The sequence below is a fragment of the Suicoccus acidiformans genome, assembly GCF_003546865.1.
GTDB lineage: Bacteria > Bacillota > Bacilli > Lactobacillales > Aerococcaceae > Suicoccus > Suicoccus acidiformans.
Genome location: NZ_CP023434.1, coordinates 2,375,172 through 2,401,668, shown reverse-complemented (window position 1 = coordinate 2,401,668; position 26,497 = coordinate 2,375,172). Strand labels below are relative to the sequence as shown.

31 protein-coding genes are annotated in these 26,497 nt (G+C 42.8%); 27 read left to right on the top strand and 4 right to left on the bottom strand.

Annotated elements, in window-relative coordinates:
- Positions 1-61 precede the first annotated feature (61 nt).
- The gene (gene lysS, locus CL176_RS11375) at positions 62-1,573 is read left to right on the top strand and encodes a lysine--tRNA ligase (protein ID WP_118991389.1); all 1,512 of its coding nucleotides are present in this window, start codon (positions 62-64) and stop codon (positions 1,571-1,573) included.
- A 1,079-nt stretch (positions 1,574-2,652) separates the two neighbouring features.
- Here the strand turns inward: lysS and epsC are convergent.
- Genes epsC through CL176_RS11360 form a run of 3 tightly spaced genes read right to left on the bottom strand, consistent with a single transcriptional unit; the run spans position 2,653 to position 4,430 of the window.
- Positions 2,653-3,216 (bottom strand): serine O-acetyltransferase EpsC, encoded by a 564-nt coding sequence (gene epsC, locus CL176_RS11370; RefSeq protein WP_118991388.1) that lies wholly within the window; start codon positions 3,214-3,216, stop codon positions 2,653-2,655.
- Entirely contained in the window at positions 3,200-4,117 is a 918-nt protein-coding gene (gene cysK, locus CL176_RS11365) for a cysteine synthase A (RefSeq protein WP_118991387.1), read from the bottom strand. Before cysK ends, epsC begins: the two co-directional genes overlap by 17 nt.
- Positions 4,118-4,145: 28 nt before the next feature.
- On the bottom strand, positions 4,146-4,430 hold the full coding sequence (locus tag CL176_RS11360; RefSeq protein ID WP_118991386.1) for a GNAT family N-acetyltransferase: 285 nt from the start codon (positions 4,428-4,430) through the stop codon (positions 4,146-4,148).
- 566 nt (positions 4,431-4,996) lie between these two features.
- Here CL176_RS11360 and CL176_RS11355 point away from each other — a divergent pair.
- The 11 genes from CL176_RS11355 to CL176_RS11305 all read left to right on the top strand — a co-directional run bounded on the left by CL176_RS11355 (position 4,997) and on the right by CL176_RS11305 (position 18,621).
- Positions 4,997-5,905: an ABC transporter ATP-binding protein gene (locus tag CL176_RS11355; protein ID WP_118991634.1), complete on the top strand. Its 909-nt coding sequence runs from the start codon at positions 4,997-4,999 to the stop codon at positions 5,903-5,905.
- Positions 5,898-7,178 carry an ABC transporter permease gene (locus tag CL176_RS11350; RefSeq protein WP_118991385.1) on the top strand — a complete coding sequence of 427 codons (1,281 nt, stop codon included), beginning with the start codon at positions 5,898-5,900 and terminating at the stop codon, positions 7,176-7,178. The genes CL176_RS11355 and CL176_RS11350 overlap by 8 nt, the downstream gene beginning before the upstream one ends.
- Before the next feature lie 417 nt (positions 7,179-7,595).
- Positions 7,596-8,009, top strand: a complete 414-nt coding sequence (gene rpsL / locus CL176_RS11345) for a 30S ribosomal protein S12 (protein WP_118991384.1) — start codon at positions 7,596-7,598, stop codon at positions 8,007-8,009.
- 35 nt (positions 8,010-8,044) lie between these two features.
- Complete coding sequence (rpsG, locus tag CL176_RS11340; protein WP_118991383.1) at positions 8,045-8,515, top strand: 30S ribosomal protein S7; 471 nt, start codon at positions 8,045-8,047, stop codon at positions 8,513-8,515.
- 74 nt (positions 8,516-8,589) lie between these two features.
- Positions 8,590-10,671: an elongation factor G gene (gene fusA / locus CL176_RS11335; RefSeq protein WP_118991382.1), complete on the top strand. Its 2,082-nt coding sequence runs from the start codon at positions 8,590-8,592 to the stop codon at positions 10,669-10,671.
- Between the two features lie 134 nt (positions 10,672-10,805).
- A complete protein-coding gene (tuf, locus tag CL176_RS11330) occupies positions 10,806-11,993 on the top strand; it encodes an elongation factor Tu (RefSeq protein WP_118991381.1) in 1,188 nt (395 codons plus the stop codon).
- Positions 11,994-12,082: 89 nt separating this feature from the next.
- Positions 12,083-13,312: a mechanosensitive ion channel gene (locus CL176_RS11325; protein WP_118991380.1), complete on the top strand. Its 1,230-nt coding sequence runs from the start codon at positions 12,083-12,085 to the stop codon at positions 13,310-13,312.
- 296 nt (positions 13,313-13,608) lie between these two features.
- Positions 13,609-16,062 carry an ABC transporter substrate-binding protein/permease gene (locus tag CL176_RS11320; RefSeq protein ID WP_240430555.1) on the top strand — a complete coding sequence of 818 codons (2,454 nt, stop codon included), beginning with the start codon at positions 13,609-13,611 and terminating at the stop codon, positions 16,060-16,062.
- Positions 16,063-16,075: 13 nt separating this feature from the next.
- The gene (locus CL176_RS11315) at positions 16,076-16,819 is read left to right on the top strand and encodes an amino acid ABC transporter ATP-binding protein (RefSeq protein ID WP_118991379.1); all 744 of its coding nucleotides are present in this window, start codon (positions 16,076-16,078) and stop codon (positions 16,817-16,819) included.
- A gap of 10 nt (positions 16,820-16,829) precedes the next feature.
- A complete protein-coding gene (locus CL176_RS11310; protein WP_118991378.1) occupies positions 16,830-17,741 on the top strand; it encodes a prephenate dehydratase in 912 nt (303 codons plus the stop codon).
- Positions 17,728-18,621 (top strand): prephenate dehydrogenase, encoded by an 894-nt coding sequence (locus CL176_RS11305; protein ID WP_162890971.1) that lies wholly within the window; start codon positions 17,728-17,730, stop codon positions 18,619-18,621. Before CL176_RS11310 ends, CL176_RS11305 begins: the two co-directional genes overlap by 14 nt.
- Before the next feature lie 224 nt (positions 18,622-18,845).
- On the opposite strand, the gene CL176_RS11300 is transcribed toward CL176_RS11305, so the two are convergent.
- Positions 18,846-19,619 carry a class I SAM-dependent methyltransferase gene (locus CL176_RS11300; protein ID WP_118991376.1) on the bottom strand — a complete coding sequence of 258 codons (774 nt, stop codon included), beginning with the start codon at positions 19,617-19,619 and terminating at the stop codon, positions 18,846-18,848.
- Between the two features lie 297 nt (positions 19,620-19,916).
- On the opposite strand from CL176_RS11300, the gene rpsJ reads away from it, so the two are divergent.
- Genes rpsJ through CL176_RS11225 form a run of 15 tightly spaced genes read left to right on the top strand, consistent with a single transcriptional unit; the run spans position 19,917 to position 26,484 of the window.
- The gene (rpsJ, locus tag CL176_RS11295; RefSeq protein WP_118991375.1) at positions 19,917-20,225 is read left to right on the top strand and encodes a 30S ribosomal protein S10; all 309 of its coding nucleotides are present in this window, start codon (positions 19,917-19,919) and stop codon (positions 20,223-20,225) included.
- A 27-nt stretch (positions 20,226-20,252) separates the two neighbouring features.
- The gene (gene rplC, locus CL176_RS11290) at positions 20,253-20,885 is read left to right on the top strand and encodes a 50S ribosomal protein L3 (protein ID WP_118991374.1); all 633 of its coding nucleotides are present in this window, start codon (positions 20,253-20,255) and stop codon (positions 20,883-20,885) included.
- Positions 20,886-20,911: 26 nt separating this feature from the next.
- On the top strand, positions 20,912-21,538 hold the full coding sequence (gene rplD, locus CL176_RS11285) for a 50S ribosomal protein L4 (RefSeq protein WP_118991373.1): 627 nt from the start codon (positions 20,912-20,914) through the stop codon (positions 21,536-21,538).
- Positions 21,538-21,837, top strand: coding sequence for a 50S ribosomal protein L23 (rplW, locus tag CL176_RS11280; RefSeq protein WP_118991372.1), 300 nt, complete (start codon positions 21,538-21,540; stop codon positions 21,835-21,837). The genes rplD and rplW overlap by 1 nt, the downstream gene beginning before the upstream one ends.
- A gap of 35 nt (positions 21,838-21,872) precedes the next feature.
- A complete protein-coding gene (gene rplB, locus CL176_RS11275) occupies positions 21,873-22,712 on the top strand; it encodes a 50S ribosomal protein L2 (protein ID WP_118991371.1) in 840 nt (279 codons plus the stop codon).
- A gap of 33 nt (positions 22,713-22,745) precedes the next feature.
- Positions 22,746-23,027, top strand: coding sequence for a 30S ribosomal protein S19 (gene rpsS, locus CL176_RS11270; RefSeq protein WP_118991370.1), 282 nt, complete (start codon positions 22,746-22,748; stop codon positions 23,025-23,027).
- A gap of 15 nt (positions 23,028-23,042) precedes the next feature.
- Positions 23,043-23,399: a 50S ribosomal protein L22 gene (gene rplV, locus CL176_RS11265; RefSeq protein ID WP_118991369.1), complete on the top strand. Its 357-nt coding sequence runs from the start codon at positions 23,043-23,045 to the stop codon at positions 23,397-23,399.
- Between the two features lie 4 nt (positions 23,400-23,403).
- Entirely contained in the window at positions 23,404-24,060 is a 657-nt protein-coding gene (gene rpsC / locus CL176_RS11260) for a 30S ribosomal protein S3 (RefSeq protein ID WP_118991368.1), read from the top strand.
- A gap of 3 nt (positions 24,061-24,063) precedes the next feature.
- Positions 24,064-24,498: a 50S ribosomal protein L16 gene (gene rplP / locus CL176_RS11255; RefSeq protein WP_118991367.1), complete on the top strand. Its 435-nt coding sequence runs from the start codon at positions 24,064-24,066 to the stop codon at positions 24,496-24,498.
- Positions 24,488-24,685, top strand: a complete 198-nt coding sequence (gene rpmC / locus CL176_RS11250; protein WP_118991366.1) for a 50S ribosomal protein L29 — start codon at positions 24,488-24,490, stop codon at positions 24,683-24,685. Before rplP ends, rpmC begins: the two co-directional genes overlap by 11 nt.
- A gap of 21 nt (positions 24,686-24,706) precedes the next feature.
- Complete coding sequence (gene rpsQ, locus CL176_RS11245) at positions 24,707-24,979, top strand: 30S ribosomal protein S17 (protein WP_118991365.1); 273 nt, start codon at positions 24,707-24,709, stop codon at positions 24,977-24,979.
- Between the two features lie 31 nt (positions 24,980-25,010).
- Positions 25,011-25,379 carry a 50S ribosomal protein L14 gene (gene rplN / locus CL176_RS11240; RefSeq protein WP_118991364.1) on the top strand — a complete coding sequence of 123 codons (369 nt, stop codon included), beginning with the start codon at positions 25,011-25,013 and terminating at the stop codon, positions 25,377-25,379.
- Positions 25,380-25,404: 25 nt separating this feature from the next.
- On the top strand, positions 25,405-25,710 hold the full coding sequence (gene rplX, locus CL176_RS11235; protein ID WP_118991363.1) for a 50S ribosomal protein L24: 306 nt from the start codon (positions 25,405-25,407) through the stop codon (positions 25,708-25,710).
- 27 nt (positions 25,711-25,737) lie between these two features.
- On the top strand, positions 25,738-26,280 hold the full coding sequence (rplE, locus tag CL176_RS11230) for a 50S ribosomal protein L5 (RefSeq protein WP_118991362.1): 543 nt from the start codon (positions 25,738-25,740) through the stop codon (positions 26,278-26,280).
- Between the two features lie 18 nt (positions 26,281-26,298).
- Positions 26,299-26,484 carry a type Z 30S ribosomal protein S14 gene (locus tag CL176_RS11225; protein ID WP_118991361.1) on the top strand — a complete coding sequence of 62 codons (186 nt, stop codon included), beginning with the start codon at positions 26,299-26,301 and terminating at the stop codon, positions 26,482-26,484.
- The last annotated feature ends 13 nt before the right edge of the window (positions 26,485-26,497 follow it).

Here is a 26,497-nt window from a genome sequence, read left to right as displayed (position 1 = left end):
ACAATCCCCTGTGAATCATGTAGAATACGGGGAGATGAAATGGATAGACAGGAGAGAGAATATGAGCGATAACCAACCACAAACACACGAAGAATTTAATGACCAACTGATTGTGCGTCGTGAGAAGATGCAAGAGATGCACGATATGTCAGATGTGCAGCCATTTGATTCAGGCTTTGAACGGACACATTATTCGAATGAAATTCATGAAGCATATGATGACTACACCGTAGAGGATTTTGAGAGTCAAGAGCGCATTCAAGTGGCAGTAGCTGGACGCCTTGTATCTAAACGAGGGAAAGGAAAAGCCGGCTTTGCCCACTTACAAGATTATCATGGCAAAATTCAAATTTACGTCCGCCAAGATATGATCGGCGAAGCACGCTACGAACTATACAAGAAAGCAGACCTCGGGGACATTGTTGGTGTGCGAGGCTATGTCTTCAAAACCAATACCGGAGAAGTGTCTGTTCGTGCTGAGGAATTCATTCCACTAACGAAAGCCTTACGTCCGCTACCTGATAAATTTCACGGGTTAACCAATGTAGAACAGCGCTACCGCCAACGTTATCTTGACTTAATTAGTAATGACGAGAGTCGGGAGCGTTTCGTCAATCGTTCCCGCATTGTAAGTGAAATCCGCCGTTACTTAGATCAACACGACTATATTGAAGTGGAAACACCGGTCTTACATGACCTGGCTGGAGGTGCCAATGCACGTCCGTTTATTACGCATCATAATGCCTTAGATATGGAGCTTTACTTGCGTATTGCATTAGAACTTCATTTGAAGCGTTTAGTTGTGGGTGGCTTTGAGAAGGTCTATGAAATTGGTCGGGTATTCCGTAATGAAGGGATTGATACAACCCATAACCCTGAATTTACGATGTTGGAAGTCTATACAGCTTACACAGTCTACACCGATATTATGGACTTAACGGAGGACTTAATTAAGCATGTAGCTGACGCCGTTCTTGGCACACTACACATTACTTACAACGAACAAAGCATTGATTTAGAAACACCGTGGCGTCGAGTCCATATGGTGGACTTAATTAAGGAAACCAGTGGCGTGGACTTCTGGCAGGAGATGACCTATGAAGAAGCCAAAGCTTTAGCTAAAGAGCACCATGTACCATTGAATGATCACGACACAACGGTAGGCCATATTATCAATAACTTCTTCGAAGAGTTATGTGAAGAGAAGATTGTTCAACCAACCTTTGTATACGGCCATCCGGTAGAGATTTCACCATTAGCTCGTAAGAACGAAGCAGACCCACGTTTCACAGACCGCTTTGAACTTTTCATCTCAGGTCATGAATACGGCAATGCCTTTACGGAGTTGACCGATCCAATCGACCAGCGTGAACGTTTCGAAGCACAAATGACCGAGAAGGATCAAGGAAACGATGAAGCGCATCCAATCGATGAAGACTTCATTGAAGCCTTGGAATACGGTATGCCACCAACAGGTGGATTAGGTATTGGGATTGACCGTTTAGTCATGCTACTAACTGATTCACAATCTATTCGTGATGTGGTCCTCTTCCCAACCTTAAGACGACAATAATGATTACTAAAATCCCAACCCCGAGCAGCAAACTATGTGTACTCGAGGTTGGTTTTTTCTCTTTATGCACCAATGATTCTGTTTGCTGAGGTGATTAGGGAGTCAGTCGTGGAAAGCTCCAATAATAAAGTTAATCCAGCAAAGAAAGTGTAGCGGGGTATCCAGCTGCATTAAAAGATTACGATTAATGTGAGCACTGGTTGATGTATTGGTCAAGCTCAACAAATACAAGGCTTATTATGAATGTATCGGTTTTGTAGGCGCAGAGAAATGGAAGGCAGCTAACATATGCAAGCTTCTTAGATACAAATAGAAAGCTTGTATATGTAAAGAATCATTGTGTGTAGAAGACCATAGAATCAGGAATGTTTATCAATCCACTGACAGCATTGATATATTAGATAACAAACTATAGTGGCTATGAGCAATTGTGTTGAAAGCGACAGTTGATTAAAGAAATGGTAGCTATGTTTTATTGTTTCGATAAAGTTATTTAGCATGCAATGGCAATGTACCTCCTACTGTGCTTACCGACTTGATGAGGAACGGTCACTTGCTTCTTTGAAATCTTGGATTACACCTTTTCCGAAATGCCAATTTTTATCAAGTTTAGGAAGCACTCTGGGTAACTAACTTGCATCATAGGTAATTTGCATTTCCTTATAACTAAGCTTTTTCATAAGGGATCACCAATTATTTTTTGGAATCGAAGCGTATGAGAAACATCTGAAGCGTTAGAAAATCCTTTGATATACTAAAAGAATACGTTTTCGGCTAGTCTTCCTATTTCTTGGAAGCCGTTACCCCTATGTAAACTTTCAATTGTTCTGGGCTTGAAATGTACTTCATGGTTATCAACCTTTCTGTTTGGTATGACATAATTTAAACACATAAACATTATGAGACGATAAATATTGTATGGAATGCTCGGATAGCTAAATGAATCATCGAATGTGTCCTTTTATTGAGTTTAAGGTGTATTTCATTGAAAGGCAGTTGTATGCTTCTTGTAATACACGTCTCTTATAAAAGCAAGGCAAAAAAGAGTCGACTGCAAACAGCCGACTCTTGCTTAGAAGTTATTCTTTTGAGGTTTTAGTAACATCACCTTCCGGGGGATCTCTTTGAATAATTCGTGCTGGTACCCCCACAGCGGTTGCATAAGGTGGTACGTCTTCTAAGACGAGCGCTCCGGCACCGATTTTGCTATGGTGGCCAATGCGGACATCTCCAAGAATTGTGGCGCCAGTGCCAATGAGCACATCATGTTCAACTGTGGGATGGCGCTTGACGTCTTTTTCTTTACCGGTTCCTCCAAGGGTGACGCCGTGGAATAGCTTAACCCTTGGGCCAATGATTGACGTTTCGCCAATGACAAGACCTGTGCCGTGATCAATAAATATCGGTTCATCAATTTGAGCACCGGGATGAATTTCTATGCCTGTTAGAAAACGTGCCTGTTCAGATATTTTCCTTGCGAGTAGAAAATTTCCTCGCTGGTAGTGCATATGAGCACGTTCATGCATCACCAAGGCAGTGACTCCTGGATAGTAACGGTAGGCTTCTTCGATGCTATGGGCCGCTGCGTCTTCTTGATAGATATAAGTCGCAAGACGGTAGCGTTTGTTATTGCGCGCCTTCATCGCCAAAGAATCCTGATGATAAGTATCGCTCACCTGTATCTGGTAAGACAGTGACCACTTTCTTGCCGGCGCCTAATTCTTCTGCCAGTTGCAAGGCTGCGTAGACATTCGCGCCTGCAGAAACCCCGGCTAGAATACCTTCGGTCTTGGCAAGTTTGACCATGGTGTCGATGGCTTGGTCGTTTGTCACGGTAAAGATGCGGTCGATGACCTTTTGGTCAAGAATGTCTGGTACGAAATTCGCCCCAATGCCTTGAATTTTATGTGAGCCGGCCTTTCCTTCAGATAGAAGGGGTGAGTCAGTGGGTTCGACGCCCCAAATAATTGTATTTGCATCATTGGCTTTAAGGGTCTTGCCGACACCTGTAACAGTACCGCCGGTTCCAATTCCTGCAACGAAGGCAGCGACGTCTGGAAGGTCAGCCAGAATTTCCTTAGCTGTCGTTTCTTCATGAGCCTTAACATTCGCCTGATTGGTGAATTGCCCGAAAATAGGTGCGTCCAATTCTTCGCTCAATTCTTGTGCCTTAGCTTTAGCACCGGCCATTCCTTCGCTACCAGGGGTAAGGACGAGTTCGGCACCATAGGCTTGCATTAAGCGATGGCGTTCAACAGTCATAGTGTCAGGCATAACAATCATTGCTTTGAGGCCTAGACTGGCGCTCGCCATAGCTAGACCAACACCGGTATTTCCGCTCGTCTGTTCGATAATCGTATCGCCTTCCTTGAGAATGCCTTGATCCATCAAATCTTTTAGGATATATTTCACCGGGCGATCTTTTACGCTCCCGCTTGGATTAAAACTTTCAACTTTGACGTAGATGCTAGCGCGGTTGTCCGCATCTTTTAATTTCACTAATGGTGTCTTGCCTATAGTGTCTATAATATTCTCAAATAACATATATATCCTCCTCAAGTCCTATAAATGCTTATGCATCGGCGTTAATTTGATTATATTTCTCGGGTTCTTCCTGGAATTTGCGAACAACGTATGGACAGACTGCTTTAATCTGCTTGCCTTCTTTCTGCATCACCGAAACCAATTCATCCAGTAGTTTGCCCGCAACACCTTGGCCACGCAAAGTCGGTGAGACATATGTATGATCTGCTGCTACAATGTCTGCATCCTCGGTTAGTGAGTAGGTAATTTCTGCTAGTTTCTTCCCTTCATCATCTCGGTATACGATTGCTTGATATTCATGTTTTAAATCCATGATTGTTCCCCCTTTGTTTTATGGTGTGTGTAGTTTAACATATCTTTGAATATTCACCAATTTATATGCCTTGTTACCTTAAGACGGGACTTTGACACTTGCCAGCCTAAAAAATCACTCTAAACGTTGGTGTATAGCACTTTTATTGTCAAATATCTCGTGCATATTTTTCGTACTATTTTTTCATCAGCTACAAATATGATAAAAACATTGTTATTATCGCATTTTCCTTGTATAAAAACCGCTCTATGAATTAGATTGCTTTGACACTTATATTATGCTTCATACTTCAAAAAATTAAATATTTTTGTATTAAAGCACGAATAGTACGCTTTTTTTCGTTGGCATAAACTCCTCCGAAATGTTGATTTAAAGAGGCTTTAGGTACCCTTTGGCCTTTAGAAGTGTCAAACGCGAGAGTTTAACATATCTTTGAATATTCACCAATTCATATGCTTTGTTACCTTAAGAGAGCTAACATGTTGTATTGGCTTGCATACTAAAATTGACAGCGTTTTTTTATGTGGATATAATAAAGGAAGTAGAGAAAGAATGGGGTGATGACGATGTTAAGTGTGGAGCATTTAAAGAAGACATTTGGAGATGTCACAGCGGTAGAGGATGTGTCTTTCGAAGTAAAACGTGGGCAAATCCTAGGCCTTATTGGACAGAATGGCTCAGGTAAAACAACACTATTTCGGTTAATATTAGGCTTTCTGACGTCTGAAGGACAAGGGGAAGTTCTCTGGGACGGTAAGCCTTATGACATTGAGTTGATGGCAAATCAATTGGGGTATTTGCCAGAAGAGCGGGGACTTTATGAGAAGCTCACGATTGAAGAGCAGTTAATTCTGTTTGGAGAATTGCGGGGTTTGAGTCGTGAAGAAGTGCTAGAGCGAATGGAGAAGTGGCTGTCACGATTTAACGTGAAAGGTCAACCTAAGGATAAGGTTGAAACGTTATCGAAAGGGAATCAGCAGAAGGTCCAAGTAATTGCTACGTTATTGCATGAACCGACCTTGTTGATTTTAGATGAGCCTTTCTCAGGTTTGGACCCGGTGAATGCACAACTCTTGCAAGAAGGGATTCTTACTTTGAAGGAGCAAGGCAGTGCAATTATCTTCTCGAGCCATAATATGGCTAATGTAGAAGCCTTGTGCGATCAATTGGTCATGATACATAATGGCCAGCAAGTTTTAAGCGGGACGGTCGATGAAGTTCGTCGCAGTTACGGAAGGATAAAATTACATATAGAAACCGAACGCTGGGATCAGCAAGCTTTAGCCGAATTGCCTGGAGTTCTTGAAGTCCAAGCCAGAGGAGAGCATGAGTATTCTCTACGCTTAGCGTCAGAAGAAGTTGGGCCAAGGCTCTTTCACACGATTACCGGTGGCGAGTATATTCAACAATTTAGTCAACAGCCACCAACATTAGAAGAGATTTTCAAGATGAAGGTAGGTGAGCTTAATGAGTAAGCTATGGGTGATTACCAAGAGTGTCTATCGGCGAAATGTGAAATCCTGGGGCTTTGTCGCCATGGTATTAACGCCCCTCATCTTTCTTGTGATAGCCTTAGGCGTAGGCTATTTGGGAAATCAGGCGGCAGTAGGCCAGAGTGTAAATTTAGCCCTTGTGGTAGATGATGTGAACTTACAAAAGCAATTCGAGGCTTCGGAGAGTGAGAATACGTACATCCTCGTAGATTCTGAAGAAGAGGGTAGAGAGCAGCTTATAAGTGGCCAAGCAGACGCCATGCTTGTGGTCGAAATGACAGGTAATGGACCAACGGGCAAACTTTATAAGAGGCAGGGAACTGATGCCATCAATCTTTCAGTTGAAGAGGCAATCATGATTAGATCCCAAACGGCTCAGGTTGGAGAGCGATTAGGATTGACGTCCCAGGAACTTTTCGCCTTGATGAATCAGAATTCGAAGATTGAAACGATTGAAATTGATATAAGCGAAACTGGGGACCTTGTGGTCAATCCCGATAATGATATTCAGCGAATCGTTCGTACCGGTGTTGCTTATGTTATCTTAATGTTTCTCTTCATCTTCTTGGTCTATTATATGCAACTGATTGTTGAAGAAATTGCCAAGGAGAAAGGTTCACGGGTGATGGAAATCGTCATGTCCAGTATGTCAGCCACCCAACATTTCTTTGGGAAGATTCTTGGCATTCTGCTTCTGATTGCCACGCATTTGGCGATTTATATCACTTTATTCTTGCTTGTTCTTCTTTTAAACCGGCAGTTTGGATGGGTGCAAGTAGATTTGCCACCTGTAATAATGTTAGTAGCTCAAGCTTTCGTTCAAGATAACCGAGATATATTCTTGTGGAGTGGTGCTTTTGCAATCATTGGAGCATTGATTTACCTAGCTTTAAGTGCTTTCTTTGGCTCCCTCGCTTCCAAAGTTGAAGACGCACAGCGGGTGAATACACCAATGATATTTACCATTCTATTTGGCTTTTATATCGGAATATTTGGGCTAATGTCTACATCCAGTTTGATCGTTAGAATAGGCTCCTATATCCCCTTCTTTACCCCTTTTGTTATGCCGATTCGTATCGCACATTATAGCGTGAGTACGACCGAGCTGTGGGTCATGCTGGGTGTTTGCCTGCTTTTTATCGTTGGATGCTTCTGGCTTGCAACTGCCTTCTATCAAAGCAACGTCTTGACGTATAGCGATAAAGGCGTCTGGCATACATTAAAGCGGTCAATGAATTTGAAGCGCAATGCTTAAGGTATGATGCTTATCTTGGGAATAAGCCAGAATACATACTATATTTATAAGTAAGTCGAGTCACAGGGAAGAAATTTCTGTGGCTCGTTTAAATTAGGGTCGCTGGATTTAAGCCTGAATGTTAATAAAGATGCAATATTTTGTGAATCGGCTTAAATTAACCAATCTAAATGTGTTTCTGCCTCATAAGTATTAGAAATTAATTAAATCGGCCGAGAATAGGGCAAGTAGTATTGACTAATGACTGGCGTCGTGTTATTCTATTCAAGGTGTTTTAAAGACAGATTCCTGTAATAGACAGTCGTGCTGACTGCTTAAAACCACCCGCAAACAGTGATGAAAGCTCACTGAATTCTTTTTACAATGAAATGACACACTTGGATGTGTGGACTAAGATAATCGAAGGGAGGACATACAATGCCTACAATTAATCAATTGATTCGTAAACCACGTAAATCTAAGTCTACGAAATCAAACTCACCAGCATTAAACGTTGGCTACAACAGCCAAAAACGTAAAACTACGACGACAATGTCACCACAAAAACGTGGCGTATGTACTCGTGTTGGTACAATGACACCTAAGAAACCGAACTCAGCTCTACGTAAATACGCGCGTGTTCGTTTATCTAACTTAATGGAAGTGACTGCTTATATTCCAGGGGAAGGTCACAACCTACAAGAGCACAGTGTCGTACTTATTCGCGGTGGACGTGTGAAAGACTTACCAGGGGTACGTTACCATATTGTCCGCGGTGCGCTTGACACAGCTGGTGTTAACGACCGTAAACAAAGCCGTTCTAAATACGGTGCTAAGAAACCTAGAGGTTAATCAGTTTAATTTAAGACAAGGAAGGAGGAGACTGAATGCCACGTAAAGGAGCCGTAGCAAAACGTGATGTTTTGCCAGATCCAATTTATAATTCTAAATTAGTAACACGTACAATTAACCGTATCATGGTTGATGGTAAACGTGGAAAAGCATCAAACATCTTATACCGTGCTTTTGACATTGTTCGTGAGGAAACTGGTCAAGATCCATTGGAAGTTTTCGAACAAGCGATGGAGAATATTATGCCATTACTTGAGGTTAAAGCTCGTCGTGTAGGGGGTTCTAATTATCAAGTACCGGTTGAGGTTCGTCCAGAACGCCGTTCAACTTTAGCGATTCGTTGGTTAGTTCAATATGCTCGCCTTAGAGGTGAGAAGAGCATGGAGTTACGTCTAGCGCGTGAAATCATGGATGCAGCTAACAATACGGGTGCAGCTGTTAAACGTCGTGAAGATGTTCATAAGATGGCAGAAGCAAATAAAGCATTTGCTCACTATCGTTGGTAAGAGTCGTTTCGTATCCAACCATTACAAACATTTCGATCACATCTATTTATATGATGAAAGAGGGGAAACTATAAATGGCGAAAAGAGAATTTTCTCTTGAAAATACGCGTAATATTGGGATCATGGCCCATATCGACGCGGGTAAAACAACGACGAGTGAACGTATTCTGTACTACACTGGTAAAATCCATAAAATTGGTGAAACTCACGATGGTGGGGCACAAATGGACTGGATGGAGCAAGAACAAGAACGTGGAATTACGATTACATCTGCTGCAACAACAGCTGCATGGAAAGGTCACCGCGTAAACATTATCGATACCCCAGGTCACGTGGACTTTACTGTTGAGGTAGAGCGTTCTCTTCGTGTCCTAGACGGTGCGATTACTGTTCTTGACGCACAATCAGGTGTAGAACCTCAAACAGAAACAGTTTGGCGTCAAGCAACTACTTACGGTGTACCACGTATTATCTTCGTAAACAAGATGGATAAAATCGGTGCGAACTTCCTATATGCAGTTCAAACGGTTCATGACCGTCTTCAAGCAAATGCTGTACCAGTTCAATTACCAATTGGTGCTGAAGATAACTTCACAGGTATCATCGACTTAGTTGAGCTAAAAGCTTACAACTATGGTGATGATTTAGGAAATGACATCCAAGAGATTGATATTCCTGAAGATATGCAAGATCTTGTCGAAGAGCAACGTACAGTGCTTATCGAAGCAGTTGCAGACTATGACGAAGACATCATGATGGCTTACCTTGAAGGTGAAGAAATTGCTGTCGAAGATTTGAAAGCTGCAATTCGTCAAGCAACACTTGATGTTGAGTTATTCCCAGCTTTCTGTGGATCTGCATTTAAGAACAAAGGGGTTCAATTACTTCTAGACGGTGTTATTGATTACTTACCGTCACCACTTGAAGTTCCACCAATTATTGGTATCGAACCAGGTACTGAGAAAGAAATTGAACACCATGCAGATGATTCTGAAGCATTTGCAGCTTTAGCCTTCAAGGTTATGACCGACCCATTCGTTGGACGTTTAACATTCTTCCGCGTTTATTCAGGAACATTAGAATCAGGTTCTTATGTCTTGAATGCGACGAAAGATAAGCGTGAACGTGTTGGACGTATCCTTCAAATGCATGCGAACCACCGTGAAGAAATTCCAGAAGTTTTCTCAGGTGATATCGCTGCAGCGGTTGGTTTGAAAGACACCGGTACAGGGGACACCTTGTGTGATCCATCTGAACCAGTTATCCTTGAGTCAATGGAATTCCCTGAGCCAGTTATCAACGTTGCGATTGAACCAGATTCAAAAGCAGACCAAGATAAGATGTCTCAAGCTTTAGCGAAATTAGCTGAAGAAGATCCAACCTTCAAAGCGACAACAGACCATGAAACAGGTCAAACAATCATCGCTGGTATGGGTGAGTTGCACTTGGATATCATCGTTGACCGCTTGAAACGTGAGTTTAAAGTATCAGCAACAGTTGGTGCACCTCAAGTTTCATACCGTGAAACATTCCGTAAATCAACACAAGCCGAAGGTAAATTCGTTCGTCAATCAGGTGGTAAAGGTCAATACGGTCACGTATGGATTGAATTCGCCCCTAATGAAGAAGGTGCCGGCTTTGAATTCGAAGATGCGATTGTTGGTGGGGTAGTTCCTCGCGAATACATTCCAGCTGTTGAATCAGGATTGGAAGACGCATTGGAGAATGGTGTCCTAGCAGGTTATCCACTTGTGGATATCAAGGCGAAATTATACGATGGATCATACCACGATGTCGACTCATCTGAGACGGCCTTCAAGGTAGCAGCATCCTTAGCGCTTCGTGAAGCAGCTAAATCAGCTGATCCAGTTATCTTAGAACCAATGATGGACGTAGAAATTACAGTACCTGAAGAGTATTTAGGAGACGTAATGGGTCACGTTAACTCTCGTCGTGGACGTATTGAAGGAACAACTGCACGTGGTAACGCGCAAATTGTTAAATCATTCATCCCACTTTCAGAGATGTTCGGTTACGCTACAACCCTACGTTCAGCAACCCAAGGTCGTGGTACATTTACAATGCAATTCGACCATTACGAAGCGGTGCCAAAATCTATTCAGGAAGAAATTATGGCACAACATAGCGGGAAATAAGCTTTAAATAGATAATTTTACCGATTATTGTGGGCAAGAGTTGTTGAAATCTTGCCCCATAAACGGTATACTAACTTCGATAGATTAACCTAATCTATAATACTTATTTGGAATCCTAAGGAGGAACATTTAAAATGGCAAAAGAAAAATACGAACGCACGAAACCCCATGTTAATATTGGGACATTAGGTCACGTTGACCACGGTAAAACTACAACTTCTGCAGCAATCGCTACAGTTTTAGCTAAGCATGGTTTCGGTGGAGACGCAGCTGACTACGCTTCTATCGATAACGCTCCAGAAGAAAAAGAACGTGGAATCACAATCAACACGTCTCACATCGAGTACGAAACTGCTAACCGTCACTACGCACATATCGATGCGCCAGGACACGCGGACTACGTTAAAAACATGATTACTGGTGCTGCTCAAATGGACGGTGCGATCTTAGTTGTATCTGCAGCTGATGGTCCAATGCCACAAACTCGTGAGCACATCCTATTGTCACGTCAAGTGGGTGTTCCTTACTTCGTAGTTTACTTAAACAAAGCTGATATGGTTGACGATGAAGAGTTATTAGAACTTGTTGAATTAGAAGTTCGTGACTTATTATCTGAATACGACTATCCAGGTGATGATGTTCCAGTTATCGTTGGTTCTTCATTAAAAGCTCTTGAAGGTGACGAAACTTACGAACAACGCATCCTAGACTTAATGGAAGCTGTTGATGAGTACATTCCAGAACCAGAACGCGACACTGACAAACCATTCATGATGCCAGTTGAGGACGTATTCTCAATCTCTGGTCGTGGTACAGTTGCTACAGGTCGTGTTGAGCGTGGACGAGTTTCAGTTGGTGACGAAGTTGAAATTGTTGGTATCAAAGATACAGCGAAAACAACTGTTACTGGTGTTGAAATGTTCCGTAAGATGTTAGACTACGCAGAAGCTGGTGACAACATTGGTGCCCTTCTACGTGGTGTAGGCCGTGAAGACGTTGAGCGTGGTCAAGTATTGGCTGCTCCTGGAACAATCACGCCACATACTAAATTTAAAGCTGAAGTTTACGTTCTTTCTAAAGAAGAAGGTGGACGTCATACACCATTCTTCTCTAACTACCGCCCACAATTCTACTTCCGTACAACAGACGTTACAGGTGTTGTTGAATTACCAGAAGGTACAGAAATGGTAATGCCTGGTGATAACGTATCTATGGACGTTGAATTGATTCACCCAATCGCGATCGAGCAAGGAACTCGCTTCTCTATCCGTGAAGGTGGACGTACTGTAGGTGCTGGTACTGTTACTGAAATCACTGAATAATTTTTCAGTTAAGCTAATAAAGCGCTCCCTGGTGGAGCGCTTTTTTTAGTGAGAAGGGTTCTATACATTTCGAAGAGAGGTGATGTTACATGGAAACATTTCTGAAGACGGTGATGGAAGAGTTGCCCGGACTTGTCGGGGCAGTCTCCTTGTTAGTTCTTGCCTTAATTGTTGCTTGGTTTGTTAAACGCTCATCTTTAATGCTAATGAGTCGCTTTGATTTTCGGGATAAATTTCAAGCCTGGGGTATAGCCAAAAGCGAAAGTGAAGCGAAGGCTTTGAGCGAGACGGTGGCGTCTTTATTGTATTTCCTTGTGCTTCTTTTATTTCTGCCAAGTATTCTCTCAGGCTTGAATATTGGTCGAGAGTTGGATAGCTTGCAGCAATTATTCAGAGGCATTGTTAGCTATATTCCCAATATTCTACTAGCGGTAGTGATATTCAGTGTGGGGCTTTATTTCTGTAGTTTTATTCGACGCATTAGCCAGAATTTATTCGAGGGTTTAAATTTAGATGTCTGGATAGCGAAAGTGACCGGTCAAGCCAAGGAATCAGTGAGCGATAAGCGCCTGGCTGAAGTCCTAGCATCGGTTGTATATGTCTTATTGTTTATTCCAATTTTAACGTTATCTATGGAAACCTTAGGGATTGAGGCAATTTCGAAGCCGATACTTAGCTTGTTGAATCAATTGTTAGCCTTCATGCCGAAATTATTTGTAGCGATTATCTTGTTAATATTTGGGGGCTTCTTAGCTCGCTTATTAGGCGATCTTGTTGAAGGCCTGTTGAAAACCTCAGGAATCGATCGTTACTCCCAGTATTTAAATGTCCGTGGAGAAGCTTCCATCAATATTTCGCAAATTATTGGCGCGAGCGTCAAGATTATTCTCTTTCTCTTCTTTCTTGTAGAGAGCATTTCGGTGATGGAGCTAGAAGTTTTGAATTTGATAGGTAAAGGTGTCATAGCCTATCTGCCATCAGTGATTAGCGCAGTGATGCTGATGTCTTTTGGCTTCATTACGGCTAATGTGCTAGCTCAATTCTTAAAGAGGGTGTATGGAAGTTACGTCATTGCAGAAATTGCCCGCTATATTGTTTTAGGACTTGCTATCTTCATGACTTTGGATCAGCTACAAATTGCCCAACGGATTGTCAACGCTAGCTTTATCATTATCCTTAGTGCTCTAGCGGTAACTTTCGCCTTGGCTTTTGGCTTAGGGGGGCGTGATTTCGCTGCCAAGCAGTTGGAGCATTTAGATAAGGTCATCCATGATGCCGAGCAAGATGCAACAGATAAAGCAGATGAGGAAGCGGAATAAATTTGACAAATTCTGTAACTTTGTTTATAGTGGTACTAAATATTAGAAAGGAATGTGAGTTATGTTAGAGAATTTACTTGAGATGCAAGGCTTTTATTTTTACTTTTATAGATAGGGTTTGTAGCTTAGGTACAAACCAGCAAACCGTGTTTGTATCTATGGAAGTAAGCGTTAGCCTGCCTACATAGATGACAATGTCTAATGTAGGCTATCTCAAGGGCTCTAGCCCATATTCCGAGAGATTACCAGCATTAGGACATCTAATGCTGGTTTTTTTGTTTGAAAGAGGGGTTATAATGGAAAGACTTAACAAGATATGGCGGCTTCTCCTGGCTGCCGTAATGATTCTGCCACTAGGCAATATTTGGGGGAGCAATCTGCAGGAGGTTGCTGCCCAAGAAGATGCGGTGCGTAAAGTAGTTGTCGGCACATCCGGTCAGACCAAGCCAAGTAATTATTTCGATGAGAATAATGAACTAACGGGCTTAGAGATAGAAATTCTAAGTGAGATTGAAGAACGGGTGGAGGGCCTTGAATTTACTTATGAGATTACCGAATTTGCTTCCTTATTCGCTGGGCTGGATTCAGGAAATTTCGATTTAGTTGCGAATAATTTGGGTGAGAATGAAGAGCGACGCGAAAAGTATCTCTTCTCACAATATCCTTATGTTATCACCCATAATGTGCTTATTACCGATAAGGATGCAGAGGACAATCTAACGATGGAAGATATGGCCGGCCAATCCTTTGGGGTAGTACCAGCGTCTCCCCAATCCATGTTTCTTGAGGCATGGAATGAAGAACATCCGGATAGGGCAGTAGATATTCAGTACGTGGATTCTGATCCGTCACAAATTATTCGGGACGTCTATACCGGGCGGTTCGATGCAACGATTTATTCGACAACCTACTTAAATGATGTGCAGTCTACTTATGGCATTGAACTGAAACGTCATCCAATTGAGAATGAAGATGCGATTCGCCCGCCGGGCTCATACTTTATTTACCAGCCAGAAGATATTGAACTTAGAGAGCAAATGGATGAAGCCTTAGCTGAGATGCGTGAAGATGGCACACTTAAAGCGATTAGCATGAAGTATTTCGGTGAAGATAATTCACAGTTAACACCAGAGATTATTGAAAAGAATGATGCCATTGAAGCCGAACGTTTAGGCGAGGCTGGGACGGCGATGCGTCGGGTGGTCGTGGGGACAACTGGGCAAACAAAGCCGAATAATTATTTCGATGAGAACAATGAGTTAACTGGTCTAGAAATTGATATTCTAAAGGAAGTTGCCCGGCGAGTACCGAATTTATCGTTTACTTATGAGATTACGGAATTTCCGTCGCTATTCGCTGGCTTAGACGCAGGGAACTTTGATATGGTGGCGAATAATCTTGGCGAGAATGAGGAACGACGCGAGAAATACCTCTTCTCCCATTATCCTTATGTGGTAACCCATAATGTGATGATTACCGATACGGAAGCGCCGGATAATTTAACGATGGCAGAGATGGCTGGGCAAAGCTTCGGGGTCGTTGCGGCTTCGCCCCAGTCCATGTTCTTGGAAGCTTGGAATGAAGAGCATCCGGATAAGGCGGTGGATATTCAATATGTAGACTCGGATCCCTCACAAATTATTCGCGATGTCTATACCGGACGCTTCGATGCGACCATCTATTCAACCACTTATCTCAATGATGTACAGAATACTTACGGTATTGAGTTGAAGCGGCACCCCATTGAGAATGAAGACGCCATTCAACCTCCTGGCTCTTACTTCATTTACCGACAAGAAGACCTTGACTTACGCGAAGCGATTGATGGGGCCTTGGCAGAGATGCGTGCCGATGGCACCTTGAGCCAATTGAGTCAGACTTATTTCGGCGAAGATAATGCCCAGTTAAGTGAAGCTATTATTGAGAAGAATGACGTTATTGAAGCAGAGCGGCAGGCGGCGGCCGGGGAATTGGACGTAGCGGATACTGAAGCTTCAAGCGAGGGTAAGCTTTTTGCACCGGAGATTATTCCTGATATTCTGCCGACCATTCTTGGTAAATTACCGATTACCCTCATGATGACGTTTGTTTCTGCTCTTATTGGTTTGGTGCTAGGTTTCTTAATTGCCTTAGCCAAGATTAACAAAGTGCCGGTACTTGCGCAATTAATGACTTTATTTGTATCATTTATGCGGGGAACCCCACAGCTAGTTCAACTTTTCTTAGCTTATTATGGTTTCCCTTTGGTGGTGCGTTGGTTGAATCAGCAGTTCGGTTGGAGTTTTGACGTGAATAGTATTCCGGCTTTAATCTACGTCTTTATTGCCTTTGGGCTGAATGAAGCGGCTTATAATTCCGAGACCTTCCGGGCAGCTATTCTCTCAGTGAATAAGAGCGAGATTGAAGCTGCCAAGGCAATCGGTTTGACGGATGGTCAGACAATGCGCCGTATTGTACTGCCTTCTGCGATGATTGTGGCAATTCCTAACTTGGGTAATAGCTTAATTAGCTTACTCAAAGGAACGTCTTTGGCCTTCACGGTGACGGTGATTGATATTATGGGTCAGGCGCGGATTATTGCGGGAGCTAACTTACGTTTCTTCGAAGCTTATATTGCTGTAGCTTTAATTTATTGGGTATGTTGCTTGTTAATTGAATGGTTTGTCGGTTGGTTGGAGAAGCGTTTAGACGTGGATGCGATTGACCCGGAAGCCCAAGTTGATTCAGTAGCCCCAGATACAAAGGCGTGAGAGGAGAGATCGTATGCTGAAATTAGAACAATGGAATAAATCCTTTAACAACAATCAAGTGCTTAATAATATCCATATGGAAGTGTCTACAGGAGATGTCTTGACCATTATCGGGTCCAGTGGGTCGGGTAAATCGACCTTACTTCGTACGATTAATTTCTTGGAGCAACCGGATTCGGGGCTGATTACCTTAGGTACGCAAACTTATGATGTAGCACATGTGTCCAAGCAAGACATCTTAGCAATTCGCCGGCAAACTGCTATGGTTTTTCAGAATTATGCTCTCTTCTCGAAGAAGACGGCTTTAGAGAATGTGATGGAGAACTTGTTGATGGTTCAGAAACTGCCGGAAAGTGAAGCCCGCGATAAGGCGAGTCACTATTTAGAGCAAGTAGGGATGGCCAATCGGATGGATTACTACCCAAGTCGTTTGTCAGGCGGGCAGCAGCAACGGGTTGGTATCGCTCGGGCTCTTGCAATTCAACCAGAAGTTATCTTATTTGATGAACCAACATCCGCCTTAGACCCGGAATTAGTTGGTGGGATTCTGGAATTGATTCAAGATATTGCCCATAATGATACGACGATGATTTTGGTGACCCATGAGATGACCTTCGCCAAAGAGGTATCGGATTATGTTATCTTCTTAGATCAAGGGCATATCTTGGAGGATGGGAGTCCGGCGCAAGTCTTTGAACAGCCGAAGCATGAGCGGACGAAGCAGTTTATTCAAGGCTTTAGCGGTGTGATGGTATAGGAGGGTTTAAGTGAAGATAGGTTATCAAGGAATTGCTGGCTCTTATAGCGAAGCAGCAAGCATTCAATATCAAGAGCGTAAGCAAGCTGAAATTAAAAATTTGGATATGCTCGGCTATAATTCTTTTGTGGAACTTGTGCAAGATGTCGCCTCTCAAAAATTAGATGCAGCCATGATGCCAGTAGAGAATTCTACCACCGGCCTTATTGATCGGACGATGGATTTATATCGTGGCCAGAGTGTATTGGCAACAGCTGAAGTATACCAGCCCGTACAGCATATCCTGTGGGGTGTGCCAGGTGGACGCATTGAGGACTTGGAAGAGGTATACTCGCATCCAGAAGCCCTGTCGCAATGCCGTAATTTCTTTGCAGCGCATCCTTGGATTCAACCCATTGCCTATACCGACACAGCCCAATCGGCTAAATTGGTCGCAGATGAGCAGAATCCTAAGTTGGCTGCTTTAGCCAGTCCCCGTTGTGGCGACTTGTATCAATTAATTCCCCTTCAGAAAGAGATTCAAAGTGAGGAGACGAATACAACGCGTTTCTTTCTAATGGAGTCCTTTGTAGAACCGGGAGAGGGCATTGGCAAATACTTGCAAGAGATGCGGGGAGAGCATCCAAAGCGTACTCGGTTAATGCTGTATGTCGAAACGCCCCATAAGCCAGGTGCCTTAGCCAAGTTATTGAATACCTTTAACTTATATGATTGCAACTTGGAAGGCTTAGACGCACGACCGATTGCTGACCAGCCTTTCGCCTATGGTTTCTTCATTGAAGTGGATATTAGCCATGTGGGAATTGATATGGAAATTTTCTGGAAGACGCTAGCTTATGCAAGTAATCGGATGCAATTGATTGGATGTTTCGAGCCGATGAACGATGGAAAGATTGGAGGAGAGGCTTATGCGACCGCTTAATATTGCCTTAGTCGGCTTGGGGGTTATTGGCGGATCTTTTGCCAAAGGACTGAGGGCGCAGAATGTCATACATGTGAATTTGTTAGGGATTGATACGAATGCAGCGACCATTCAGCGGGCCCTCGACGAGCGAATTATCACTCAGGGAGAAACCAGCAATGAGAGCATCCTCCAACAAGCGGATGTCGTGATAATTTCTCTGTATCCAGATGACTTAGTTGACTTTATCCAAACCCATCAAGATGCTTTCAAAAAAGGAGCCATTATTACCGATACCGTCGGTGTTAAGGGCAGTTTAATCCAGCAAGTTGAGGCGATTTTGCGCCCGGATGTGGATTACATCTTTGGCCATCCAATGGCCGGTCGGGAAAACCAAGGTTATGAATATGCGGAAGCAGGTGTCTTCCATGGGGCAAATTACCTATTGATGCCTCGCCCGAGAAATCAACAAGCTAACATCGACAAGCTAGAATTGATACTGGATGCGATTGGCTTTCGCCGGATTACCCATGTGACGCCGGAATTTCATGATGAGATGATTGCCTATACCAGTCAATTATGCCATGTGCTAGCCGTCGCTTTGATGAATAGTGACCGCCATGATCGGGATACGGCAAGCTTTGTCGGGGATAGTTTCCGAGAATTGACCCGAATTGCGAAGATTAATGATGAGCTTTGGGCGCAACTCTTCCTATATAATAAGGAATCTTTGTTGGAATCGATGGCTGCCTTTGAGACGGAGTGGCAAGCAATGAAGCAAGCCATTCAGACATCGAACAGCCAAGACTTGAAAGAGATGTTCCGGGAGTCCACCAAGCGCCGAAGCAGTTTAGAGCAGACCGATTTGAAGTTGAATATTGCAAGGAATGTAGCGCCATAATGTGATGCTTCTTTCGATAGCGGTCTTTCCTAGTGGACATTAAGTTTCGTAGAACGGTGACTTGCGCAGAAAGAAGGACTTAAATTACTTGTGTATTCGTCTAGTCTTTTAAATTTACAATCTAACCTCACCCCCTGGTTCGTAAACAAGCGTCAGGGGGTGAGGTTTATTTGTGCTATTAATCGGAAGCCGCATTGACAAGAGTCAACAGGATGGGTGTAAACTTAAACGTCGATGTAGCCATAATGAACCCGGCTGGAAGGGCGGATAATTCGCGTGAAGCCTAAAGTCTCAAAGCGCTGGCTACGGAAGTGGTCTTTTAGAACGACTCGGCGTTTGGCGACCCGTCTAGCTTCTTGGATAGCCTCTAGTGGCAAATCATCTTTCAGGGTTGCTTGATCTAAATCACGGATAGCAGTGGAGGTTTCGATCGCTTCGGTGAACATCGGGTCGAAGTAGACCACGTCAAATGACTTATCAGCAAGCCCTTTTAAATGTGTTAAGTAATCAGAGTGGATGCAATCGATGCGGCGCATCGCTTCAATTAGGGTGTCGTCTTCCGCATATTGTTTGAGGCCTAAGCTGACAAGTAAGTAAATCGGAAAGCTTCCCTCAACCGCTTGAACATGGCCTGATGGACCAACAGTATAACTTGCAACTAGGCTATCGGCTGCCAATCCCATTGTGCAGTCGAGGAAGGTGTCGCCCGCTTGAAGGTTGCATACGTCAATAAGTGGATCATAGCCAGTATGATTTAGGTGATAAATGCGCAATTTGCCAAAGCTCGGGTGAAAGCGCAAGGCTTTGGTGGCTTCTTCTTGCAGGTAAAGTTCATTAAAGTCGTTGCCGACGACGAAGGCATCGTCTTTTAGCTGGGTCATCATCTTTGTAATAGCTAGCTTCGTGCGGGGATAAAAGTCTAATTGATAACGATCCGCGATAGCTTCAGCCCGTTGGATAGCAGGGGGGTGTGCTTTTTTGGAATGGGTAATAAACATGATTGGCTCCTTGGTCTAATCTATCTATATTAACAGTAGCTTTGGGGATTAATGGCAATATATTAAACTTGGATGAGAATACGCCATATTATATAACAAATGAATTTATTTGGCAAAAAGTGCTTGCGTCTCGCGATTTGTTTCGGTATAATACTCGTTGTGTCATCAGGATATACTCTGGATGACCTTGACAGCGTTGAAATAGGAGGTTGCGACACGCTAGGATATGTTGCCACTGGCGGTCGGTAATTCCTGTGGAGCAAGTCATTTTCTAAAAATTGACGAGGAGGAACTCACATGGCAAACCAAAAAATTCGTATTCGCTTAAAAGCATATGAGCACCGTGCTCTTGATGTATCAGCGAATAAAATCGTTGAATCAGCGCAAAGAACTGGAGCAGAAACGGCTGGACCTATTCCATTACCAACAGATCGTTCAGTATATACTGTTATCCGTTCACCGCACAAAGACAAAGATTCACGTGAGCAATTCGAAATGCGCACACACAAACGTTTAATCGATATCATCAATCCAACAGCTCAAACAGTTGATGCATTGATGAAATTAGATTTACCTAGTGGTGTGGATGTCGAAATTAAATTATAAAAAAATAAATAAAACGGAGGTGTACTCATGACCAAAGGAATCTTAGGAACAAAAGTCGGTATGACGCAATTCTTTACTGAAAACGGAGAACTTATTCCTGTAACAGTTATCCAAGCTGAACCTAACGTTGTTTTACAAGTAAAAACAAACGAAACAGACGGATACGAAGCTGTTCAGTTAGGTTTCCAAGATAAACGTGAAGTATTAGCTAACAAACCGCATAAAGGTCATGTAGCAAAAGCAGATGCTACTCCTAAGCGCTTCATTCGCGAGTTTCGTGATGTCGAGCTAGGAGAATATGAAGTTGGACAAGAAATCACAGTAGAAACATTCGCAGTTGGTGATATCGTCGATGTGACGGGTACATCCAAAGGTAAAGGTTTCCAAGGGGCTATCAAACGTCACGGCCAAGCACGTGGACCAATGGCTCACGGTTCTCGTTACCACCGCGGACCAGGGGCAATGGCAATGGCTGCTGACCCAAGTCGCGTATTCAAAGGAAAGAAATTACCAGGTCAAATGGGTGGCCAAACTGTGACAATCCAAAACTTAGAGATCGTTGCAGTTCAACCGGAAGATAATGTCCTCCTTATTAAAGGAAACGTTCCGGGAGCTAAGAAATCATTAGTCGAAATCAAACAAGCAGTTAAATCTGTTTAGTAAGGGAATGGAAGGAGGATATTTAAATGCCTAAAGTGACATTATTTAAACAAGACGGTAGCCAAAACGGAGAAATCGAATTAAACGAAGCCGTATTTGGTATCGAACCAAATGAAGCAGTATTATACGATGCAGTTATTATGCAACGTGCATCAATGCGCCAAGGAACACACGCAGTTAAAAACCGTAGTGCAGTTCGCGGCGGGGGACGCAAACCTTGGAGACAGAAAGGTACAGGTCGTGCTCGTCAAGGATCAATCCGTTCACCACAATGGGTTGGCGGTGGAGTCGTATTCGGACCAACCACAGAACGCAACTACAGCTACAAACTACCAAAGAAAGTTCGTAGATTAGCGATTAAATCTGCGCTTTCTCAGAAAGTACAAGAGGATGCTCTTGTTGTCGTAGATGCTTTATCATTCGAACAACCAAAAACACAAGCATTCAAAGCAGTTCTTCAAAACTTAGATATCGATACAAAAGTGCTTTTAGTAGTTGAACAAGACAATGACAATGCATACTTGTCTGCACGCAACTTACCAAACGTAAAAGTTATCGATAGCTTGAACGTTAACGTATTAGACGTGGTTAATTATGATAAAGTCCTATTCACACAAACCGCATTATCCACTGTAGAGGAGGCTTTAGCATAATGGAATTTTCAGAAGTAATCTTACGCCCGGTCATCACTGAGCAATCAATGAACGATATTGACGAGAAGAAATATACGTTTGAAGTAGACCGTCGCGCTAACAAAAACCTTATTAAACAAGCCGTCGAAGCTCTATTTGAAGGTGTTGAAGTCAAGAAAGTTAACACAATCAATGTGGATGGTAAATTAAAACGTATGGGACGTTACCAAGGTTATACACGCCGCTACAAGAAAGCAATTGTAACGTTAACCGACGCATCAGCAGATATCGAATTATTCCAAGCAAGCACAGAAGAGTAATTCGAGCAATACTAAGTAAATAGGAGGGACAAACTGTGGCGATTAAACATTATAAAGCGACGACAAACGGACGTCGTAATATGACAGGCTATGACTTCTCAGAGATCACTACAAATAAACCTGAGAAATCATTGCTTGAACCAAAGAAACAAAATGCAGGTCGCAGCAAACAAGGTAAAATCACTGTTCGCCATAAAGGTGGCGGTCACAAACGTGCTTACCGTGTAATCGACTTTAAACGTAATAAAGATGGAGTTGTCGGAACAGTTCGTACAATTGAGTACGATCCAAACCGTACCGCAAACATCGCTTTAGTTCACTACGAAGACGGTGTGAAAACTTACATCCTAGCACCTAAAGGCCTTAAAGTAGGTCAGAAGATTGAATCAGGTCCACAAGCGGATATCCAAGTAGGGAATGCTCTTCCATTAGTAAATATCCCAGTGGGTACATTCATCCATAACATTGAAATGAAGCCAGGTAAAGGTGGACAATTAGTACGTTCAGCAGGTACTGCTGCTCAAGTATTAGGTCAAGAAGGTAAATACACCCTTGTCCGTCTAGCTTCTGGTGAAGTTCGTATGATCCTTTCAACTTGCCGCGCTACAGTCGGTACAGTAGGTAACGAACAACACGAACTAATTAACGTAGGTAAAGCAGGTCGTTCACGCTGGATGTCTAAACGCCCAACCGTACGCGGATCTGTTATGAACCCGAACGATCACCCACACGGTGGTGGGGAAGGCCGTGCTCCAATTGGTAGACCTTCACCATTATCTCCATGGGGTAAGAAGACTTTGGGTCTCAAAACTCGCAACAAGAAGAAAAAATCAAGCAAACTTATTGTACGTGGACGTCGTACGAAGAGAAAGTAAGTTAAATAAAGTCAGCTGAAGGGAGGCTACACAGTGGCACGTAGTTTGAAAAAAGGACCTTTCGTCGATGAGCATTTGATGAAAAAGGTTCAAGAACAAGAAAACAATTCGAAAAAACAAGTCATCAAAACATGGTCTCGTCGTTCAACCATCTTCCCGAACTTCATCGGATTAACCATTGCAGTATATGACGGACGTAAACACGTTCCTGTATATATCCAAGAAGATATGGTAGGACACAAATTAGGAGAATTCGCTCCAACACGTACATACCGTGGACACAGTAAAGATGACCGTCAAACAAGCAAACGTTAATTAGGAGGGAAATAGATGGCAGAACAAATTACATCAGCAAAAGCAACAGCCAAAACAGTGCGTATTGCCCCTCGTAAAGTACGTTTAGTTGTCGATCTTATTCGCGGTAAACGCATCGATGAGGCAATTTCAATCTTGAAATTCACGCCTAAAGCTGGTTCACCAGTTGTAGAGAAAGTATTAATGTCTGCAATTGCTAATGCAGAACATAACTATGATTTAGATTTAGAGAACTTATACGTAAGTGAAGCCTTCGTAAACGAAGGACCAACCTTGAAACGTTACCGTCCACGTGCTCGTGGTTCAGCTTCACCAATCAACAAAAGAACAAGCCACATTACTGTAGTGGTATCAGAGAAAGAGGAGGCATAAACGAATGGGTCAAAAAGTTAATCCAATTGGCATGCGCGTTGGCGTTATCCGTGACTGGGACGCTAAATGGTATGCAGACAAGGACTACGCTGATTACTTACATGAAGATTTAAAGATTCGCGAACATATCGAGAAGAAATTCGCTGAGGCCTCTGTTTCTACGATTCAAATTGAACGTGCTTCAAACCGTGTCATCGTATCAATCCATACAGCTAAACCAGGTATGGTCATTGGTAAAGGTGGAGCAGAAGTTGATGCACTTCGCGCTGAATTGAGCCGTTTAACTGGCAAGAAAATCCACATCAACATTGTAGAAATCAAAGAGCCTAACTTAGATGCGAAATTAGTCGCAGAAGATATCGCTCAACAACTTGAAAACCGTGTAGCATTCCGTCGCGCTCAGAAACAAGCGATCCAACGTGCAATGCGCGCAGGAGCTCAAGGAATCAAAACTCAAGTTTCAGGTCGTCTAAACGGTGCAGATATGGCACGTACAGAACACTATAGTGAAGGTACCGTACCATTGCATACACTCCGCTCCGATATTGACTACTCATGGCAAGAAGCCGATACAACATACGGAAAAATAGGAGTTAAAGTTTGGATCTGTCGTGGAGAAATCCTACCTGGAGTGAACAACACAACAGAAGGAGGGAACTAATCAATGTTAGTACCTAAACGTGTGAAACACCGCCGTGAATTCCGTGGCAAAATGCGCGGAGAAGCTAAAGGCGGTAAGAACATAGATTTCGGGTCATACGGTTTACGCGCGGTTGAATCAAGCTGGATTACCAACCGTCAAATCGAAGCTGCCCGTATTGCAATGACTCGTTACATGAAACGTGGTGGGAAAGTTTGGATCAAGATTTTCCCTCACAAATCTTATACATCTAAACCAATTGGTGTACGTATGGGATCTGGTAAAGGGGCTCCAGAAGGCTGGGTAGCACCTGTTAAACGTGGTAAAATTATGTTTGAAATTGATGGGGTTTCTGAGGAAGTAGCTCGCGAAGCATTCCGTCTTGCCTCACACAAATTACCAATCAAAACTAAGTTTGTAAAACGTGAAGAATATGGTGGTGAATCGAATGCAAATTAAAGAAATCAGAGAACTTTCCACTGCTGAAATGGTTGAGAAAGAAAAAGAATACAAACAAGAACTCTTCAACCTTCGATTCCAATTAGCAACTGGTCAATTAGAAGACACTGCCCGTTTACGTAAAGTACGTAAAACAATTGCTAGAATAAAAACAGTTTTGCGCGAGCAAGAATTGGCTGAACAATAAGAAGGCAAAGGAGGCAAATAAATGACTGAAGTACAAGAACGTAATCAACGTAAAGTATACCGTGGTCGCGTCGTGTCAGACAAAAACGATAAAACAATTATCGTCCAAGTAGAAACACGTAAAACTCATCCGAAATATGGTAAACGTATTAAATACTCTAAGAAATATACAGCCCATGATGAGAACAACCGTGCAAAAGAAGGCGACATCGTGACAATCATGGAAACTCGTCCATTGTCTAAAACGAAACGCTTCCGCTTATTGGATGTAGTAGAAGAAGCTATTATCATCTAATTGTAACTCGCAATCGGAAGGAGGAATATAAATGATTCAACAAGAAAGCCGCTTAAAAGTTGCTGATAACTCAGGTGCTCGTGAAGTATTAGCGATCAAAGTCTTAGGTGGATCAGGTCGCAAAACAGCAAACATTGGAGATGTTATTGTTGCGACGGTTAAACATGCAACGCCTGGTGGAGTTGTCAAAAAAGGTGAAGTTGTTAAAGCAGTTATCGTTCGTACGAAAACTGGTGCCCGCCGTAAAGACGGTTCATACATTAAATTCGACGAGAATGCTTGTGTTATCATTCGTGACGATAATAGCCCTCGTGGAACACGTATCTTCGGTCCAGTGGCACGTGAATTACGGGACAACAATTTCATGAGAATTGTCTCATTAGCTCCAGAAGTTCTATAATACACTGACAAGGAGGAACCGAACTATGCGAATTAAAGCAGGTGACACAGTTCGTCTAATCGCAGGACGCGATAAAGGCCAAGAAGGAACTGTTCTTAAAACATTGCCGAAAGAAGATCGCGTAATCGTTGAGGGTGTAAACATCCGTAAACGTCATCAAAAACCATCTCAACTTTCAACAGGCGGAATCGAAGAATTCCCTGCACCAATCCATGTATCTAATGTGCAGTTAATCGACCCGTCAAACGGTGAACTAACACGCGTTGGCTACCGTATGGAAGATGGTAAGAAAGTGCGTTATTCTAAGAAAACAAACGAAACAATTAACTAATATTTTGGGGAAGGAGGACTTGTTTCAATGGAAAACCGTTTGAAAGAGAAATATTTAAACGAAGTAACACCGAAATTAGTAGAACAATTTAACTACTCATCAGTGATGGAAGTTCCAAAAATCGAGAAAATCGTCATCAACATGGGTGTGGGGGATGCAGTAGCAAACTCTAAGAACTTGGACAAAGCAGTGGAAGAGTTAACCCAAATCTCTGGACAAAAACCAGTGATTACAAAAGCTAAGAAATCTATCGCAGGTTTCCGCCTACGTGAAGGTATGCCAATTGGTACTAAAGTAACGCTACGCGGCAAACGCATGTATGACTTCTTAGATAAGTTGATTAGCGTATCACTCCCACGTGTACGTGACTTCCAAGGTATTTCAACACGCGCATTCGACGGCCGTGGTAACTACACACTAGGTGTTAAAGAACAATTAATTTTCCCAGAAATCAGCTACGATAATGTTGACCGTGTTCGCGGGATGGATATCGTAATTGTAACGACTGCGAAAACTGACGAAGAATCACATGCCCTACTTAAAGAACTAGGCATGCCATTTAGAAAATAATATAAGGAGGCGAATGAATTGGCTAGAAAATCAATGATCGAAAAGAACAAAAAAGACGCTAAATATTCCGTTCGTAACTACACACGCTGCGAACGATGCGGACGTCCACATTCTGTATATCGTAAGTTCAAATTGTGCCGTATTTGCTTCCGCGAACTTGCCTACAAAGGTCAAATTCCTGGCGTGAAAAAAGCAAGCTGGTAATCTTATTTTACAG

Bases quoted from the DNA above. Each gene is read 5' to 3' on its own strand.
- rplE (WP_118991362.1), top strand. From the start codon at position 25,738: ATGGAAAACCGTTTGAAAGAGAAATATTTAAACGAAGTAACACCGAAA.
- CL176_RS11325 (WP_118991380.1), top strand. From the start codon at position 12,083: ATGGAAACATTTCTGAAGACGGTGATGGAAGAGTTGCCCGGACTTGTC.
- rplN (WP_118991364.1), top strand. From the start codon at position 25,011: ATGATTCAACAAGAAAGCCGCTTAAAAGTTGCTGATAACTCAGGTGCT.
- rplD (WP_118991373.1), top strand. From the start codon at position 20,912: ATGCCTAAAGTGACATTATTTAAACAAGACGGTAGCCAAAACGGAGAA.
- rplP (WP_118991367.1), top strand. From the start codon at position 24,064: ATGTTAGTACCTAAACGTGTGAAACACCGCCGTGAATTCCGTGGCAAA.
- CL176_RS11305 (WP_162890971.1), top strand. From the start codon at position 17,728: ATGCGACCGCTTAATATTGCCTTAGTCGGCTTGGGGGTTATTGGCGGA.
- rpsG (WP_118991383.1), top strand. From the start codon at position 8,045: ATGCCACGTAAAGGAGCCGTAGCAAAACGTGATGTTTTGCCAGATCCA.
- CL176_RS11360 (WP_118991386.1), bottom strand. From the start codon at position 4,430: ATGGATTTAAAACATGAATATCAAGCAATCGTATACCGAGATGATGAA.
- fusA (WP_118991382.1), top strand. From the start codon at position 8,590: ATGGCGAAAAGAGAATTTTCTCTTGAAAATACGCGTAATATTGGGATC.
- rplW (WP_118991372.1), top strand. From the start codon at position 21,538: ATGGAATTTTCAGAAGTAATCTTACGCCCGGTCATCACTGAGCAATCA.
- CL176_RS11320 (WP_240430555.1), top strand. From the start codon at position 13,609: ATGGAAAGACTTAACAAGATATGGCGGCTTCTCCTGGCTGCCGTAATG.
- cysK (WP_118991387.1), bottom strand. From the start codon at position 4,117: ATGTTATTTGAGAATATTATAGACACTATAGGCAAGACACCATTAGTG.
- CL176_RS11300 (WP_118991376.1), bottom strand. From the start codon at position 19,619: ATGTTTATTACCCATTCCAAAAAAGCACACCCCCCTGCTATCCAACGG.
- rpsJ (WP_118991375.1), top strand. From the start codon at position 19,917: ATGGCAAACCAAAAAATTCGTATTCGCTTAAAAGCATATGAGCACCGT.
- rpsC (WP_118991368.1), top strand. From the start codon at position 23,404: ATGGGTCAAAAAGTTAATCCAATTGGCATGCGCGTTGGCGTTATCCGT.
- epsC (WP_118991388.1), bottom strand. From the start codon at position 3,216: ATGAAGGCGCGCAATAACAAACGCTACCGTCTTGCGACTTATATCTAT.
- rpsL (WP_118991384.1), top strand. From the start codon at position 7,596: ATGCCTACAATTAATCAATTGATTCGTAAACCACGTAAATCTAAGTCT.
- CL176_RS11355 (WP_118991634.1), top strand. From the start codon at position 4,997: ATGTTAAGTGTGGAGCATTTAAAGAAGACATTTGGAGATGTCACAGCG.
- rplV (WP_118991369.1), top strand. From the start codon at position 23,043: ATGGCAGAACAAATTACATCAGCAAAAGCAACAGCCAAAACAGTGCGT.
- CL176_RS11350 (WP_118991385.1), top strand. From the start codon at position 5,898: ATGAGTAAGCTATGGGTGATTACCAAGAGTGTCTATCGGCGAAATGTG.
- rplX (WP_118991363.1), top strand. From the start codon at position 25,405: ATGCGAATTAAAGCAGGTGACACAGTTCGTCTAATCGCAGGACGCGAT.
- rpsQ (WP_118991365.1), top strand. From the start codon at position 24,707: ATGACTGAAGTACAAGAACGTAATCAACGTAAAGTATACCGTGGTCGC.
- rpmC (WP_118991366.1), top strand. From the start codon at position 24,488: ATGCAAATTAAAGAAATCAGAGAACTTTCCACTGCTGAAATGGTTGAG.
- tuf (WP_118991381.1), top strand. From the start codon at position 10,806: ATGGCAAAAGAAAAATACGAACGCACGAAACCCCATGTTAATATTGGG.
- rplC (WP_118991374.1), top strand. From the start codon at position 20,253: ATGACCAAAGGAATCTTAGGAACAAAAGTCGGTATGACGCAATTCTTT.
- CL176_RS11315 (WP_118991379.1), top strand. From the start codon at position 16,076: ATGCTGAAATTAGAACAATGGAATAAATCCTTTAACAACAATCAAGTG.
- lysS (WP_118991389.1), top strand. From the start codon at position 62: ATGAGCGATAACCAACCACAAACACACGAAGAATTTAATGACCAACTG.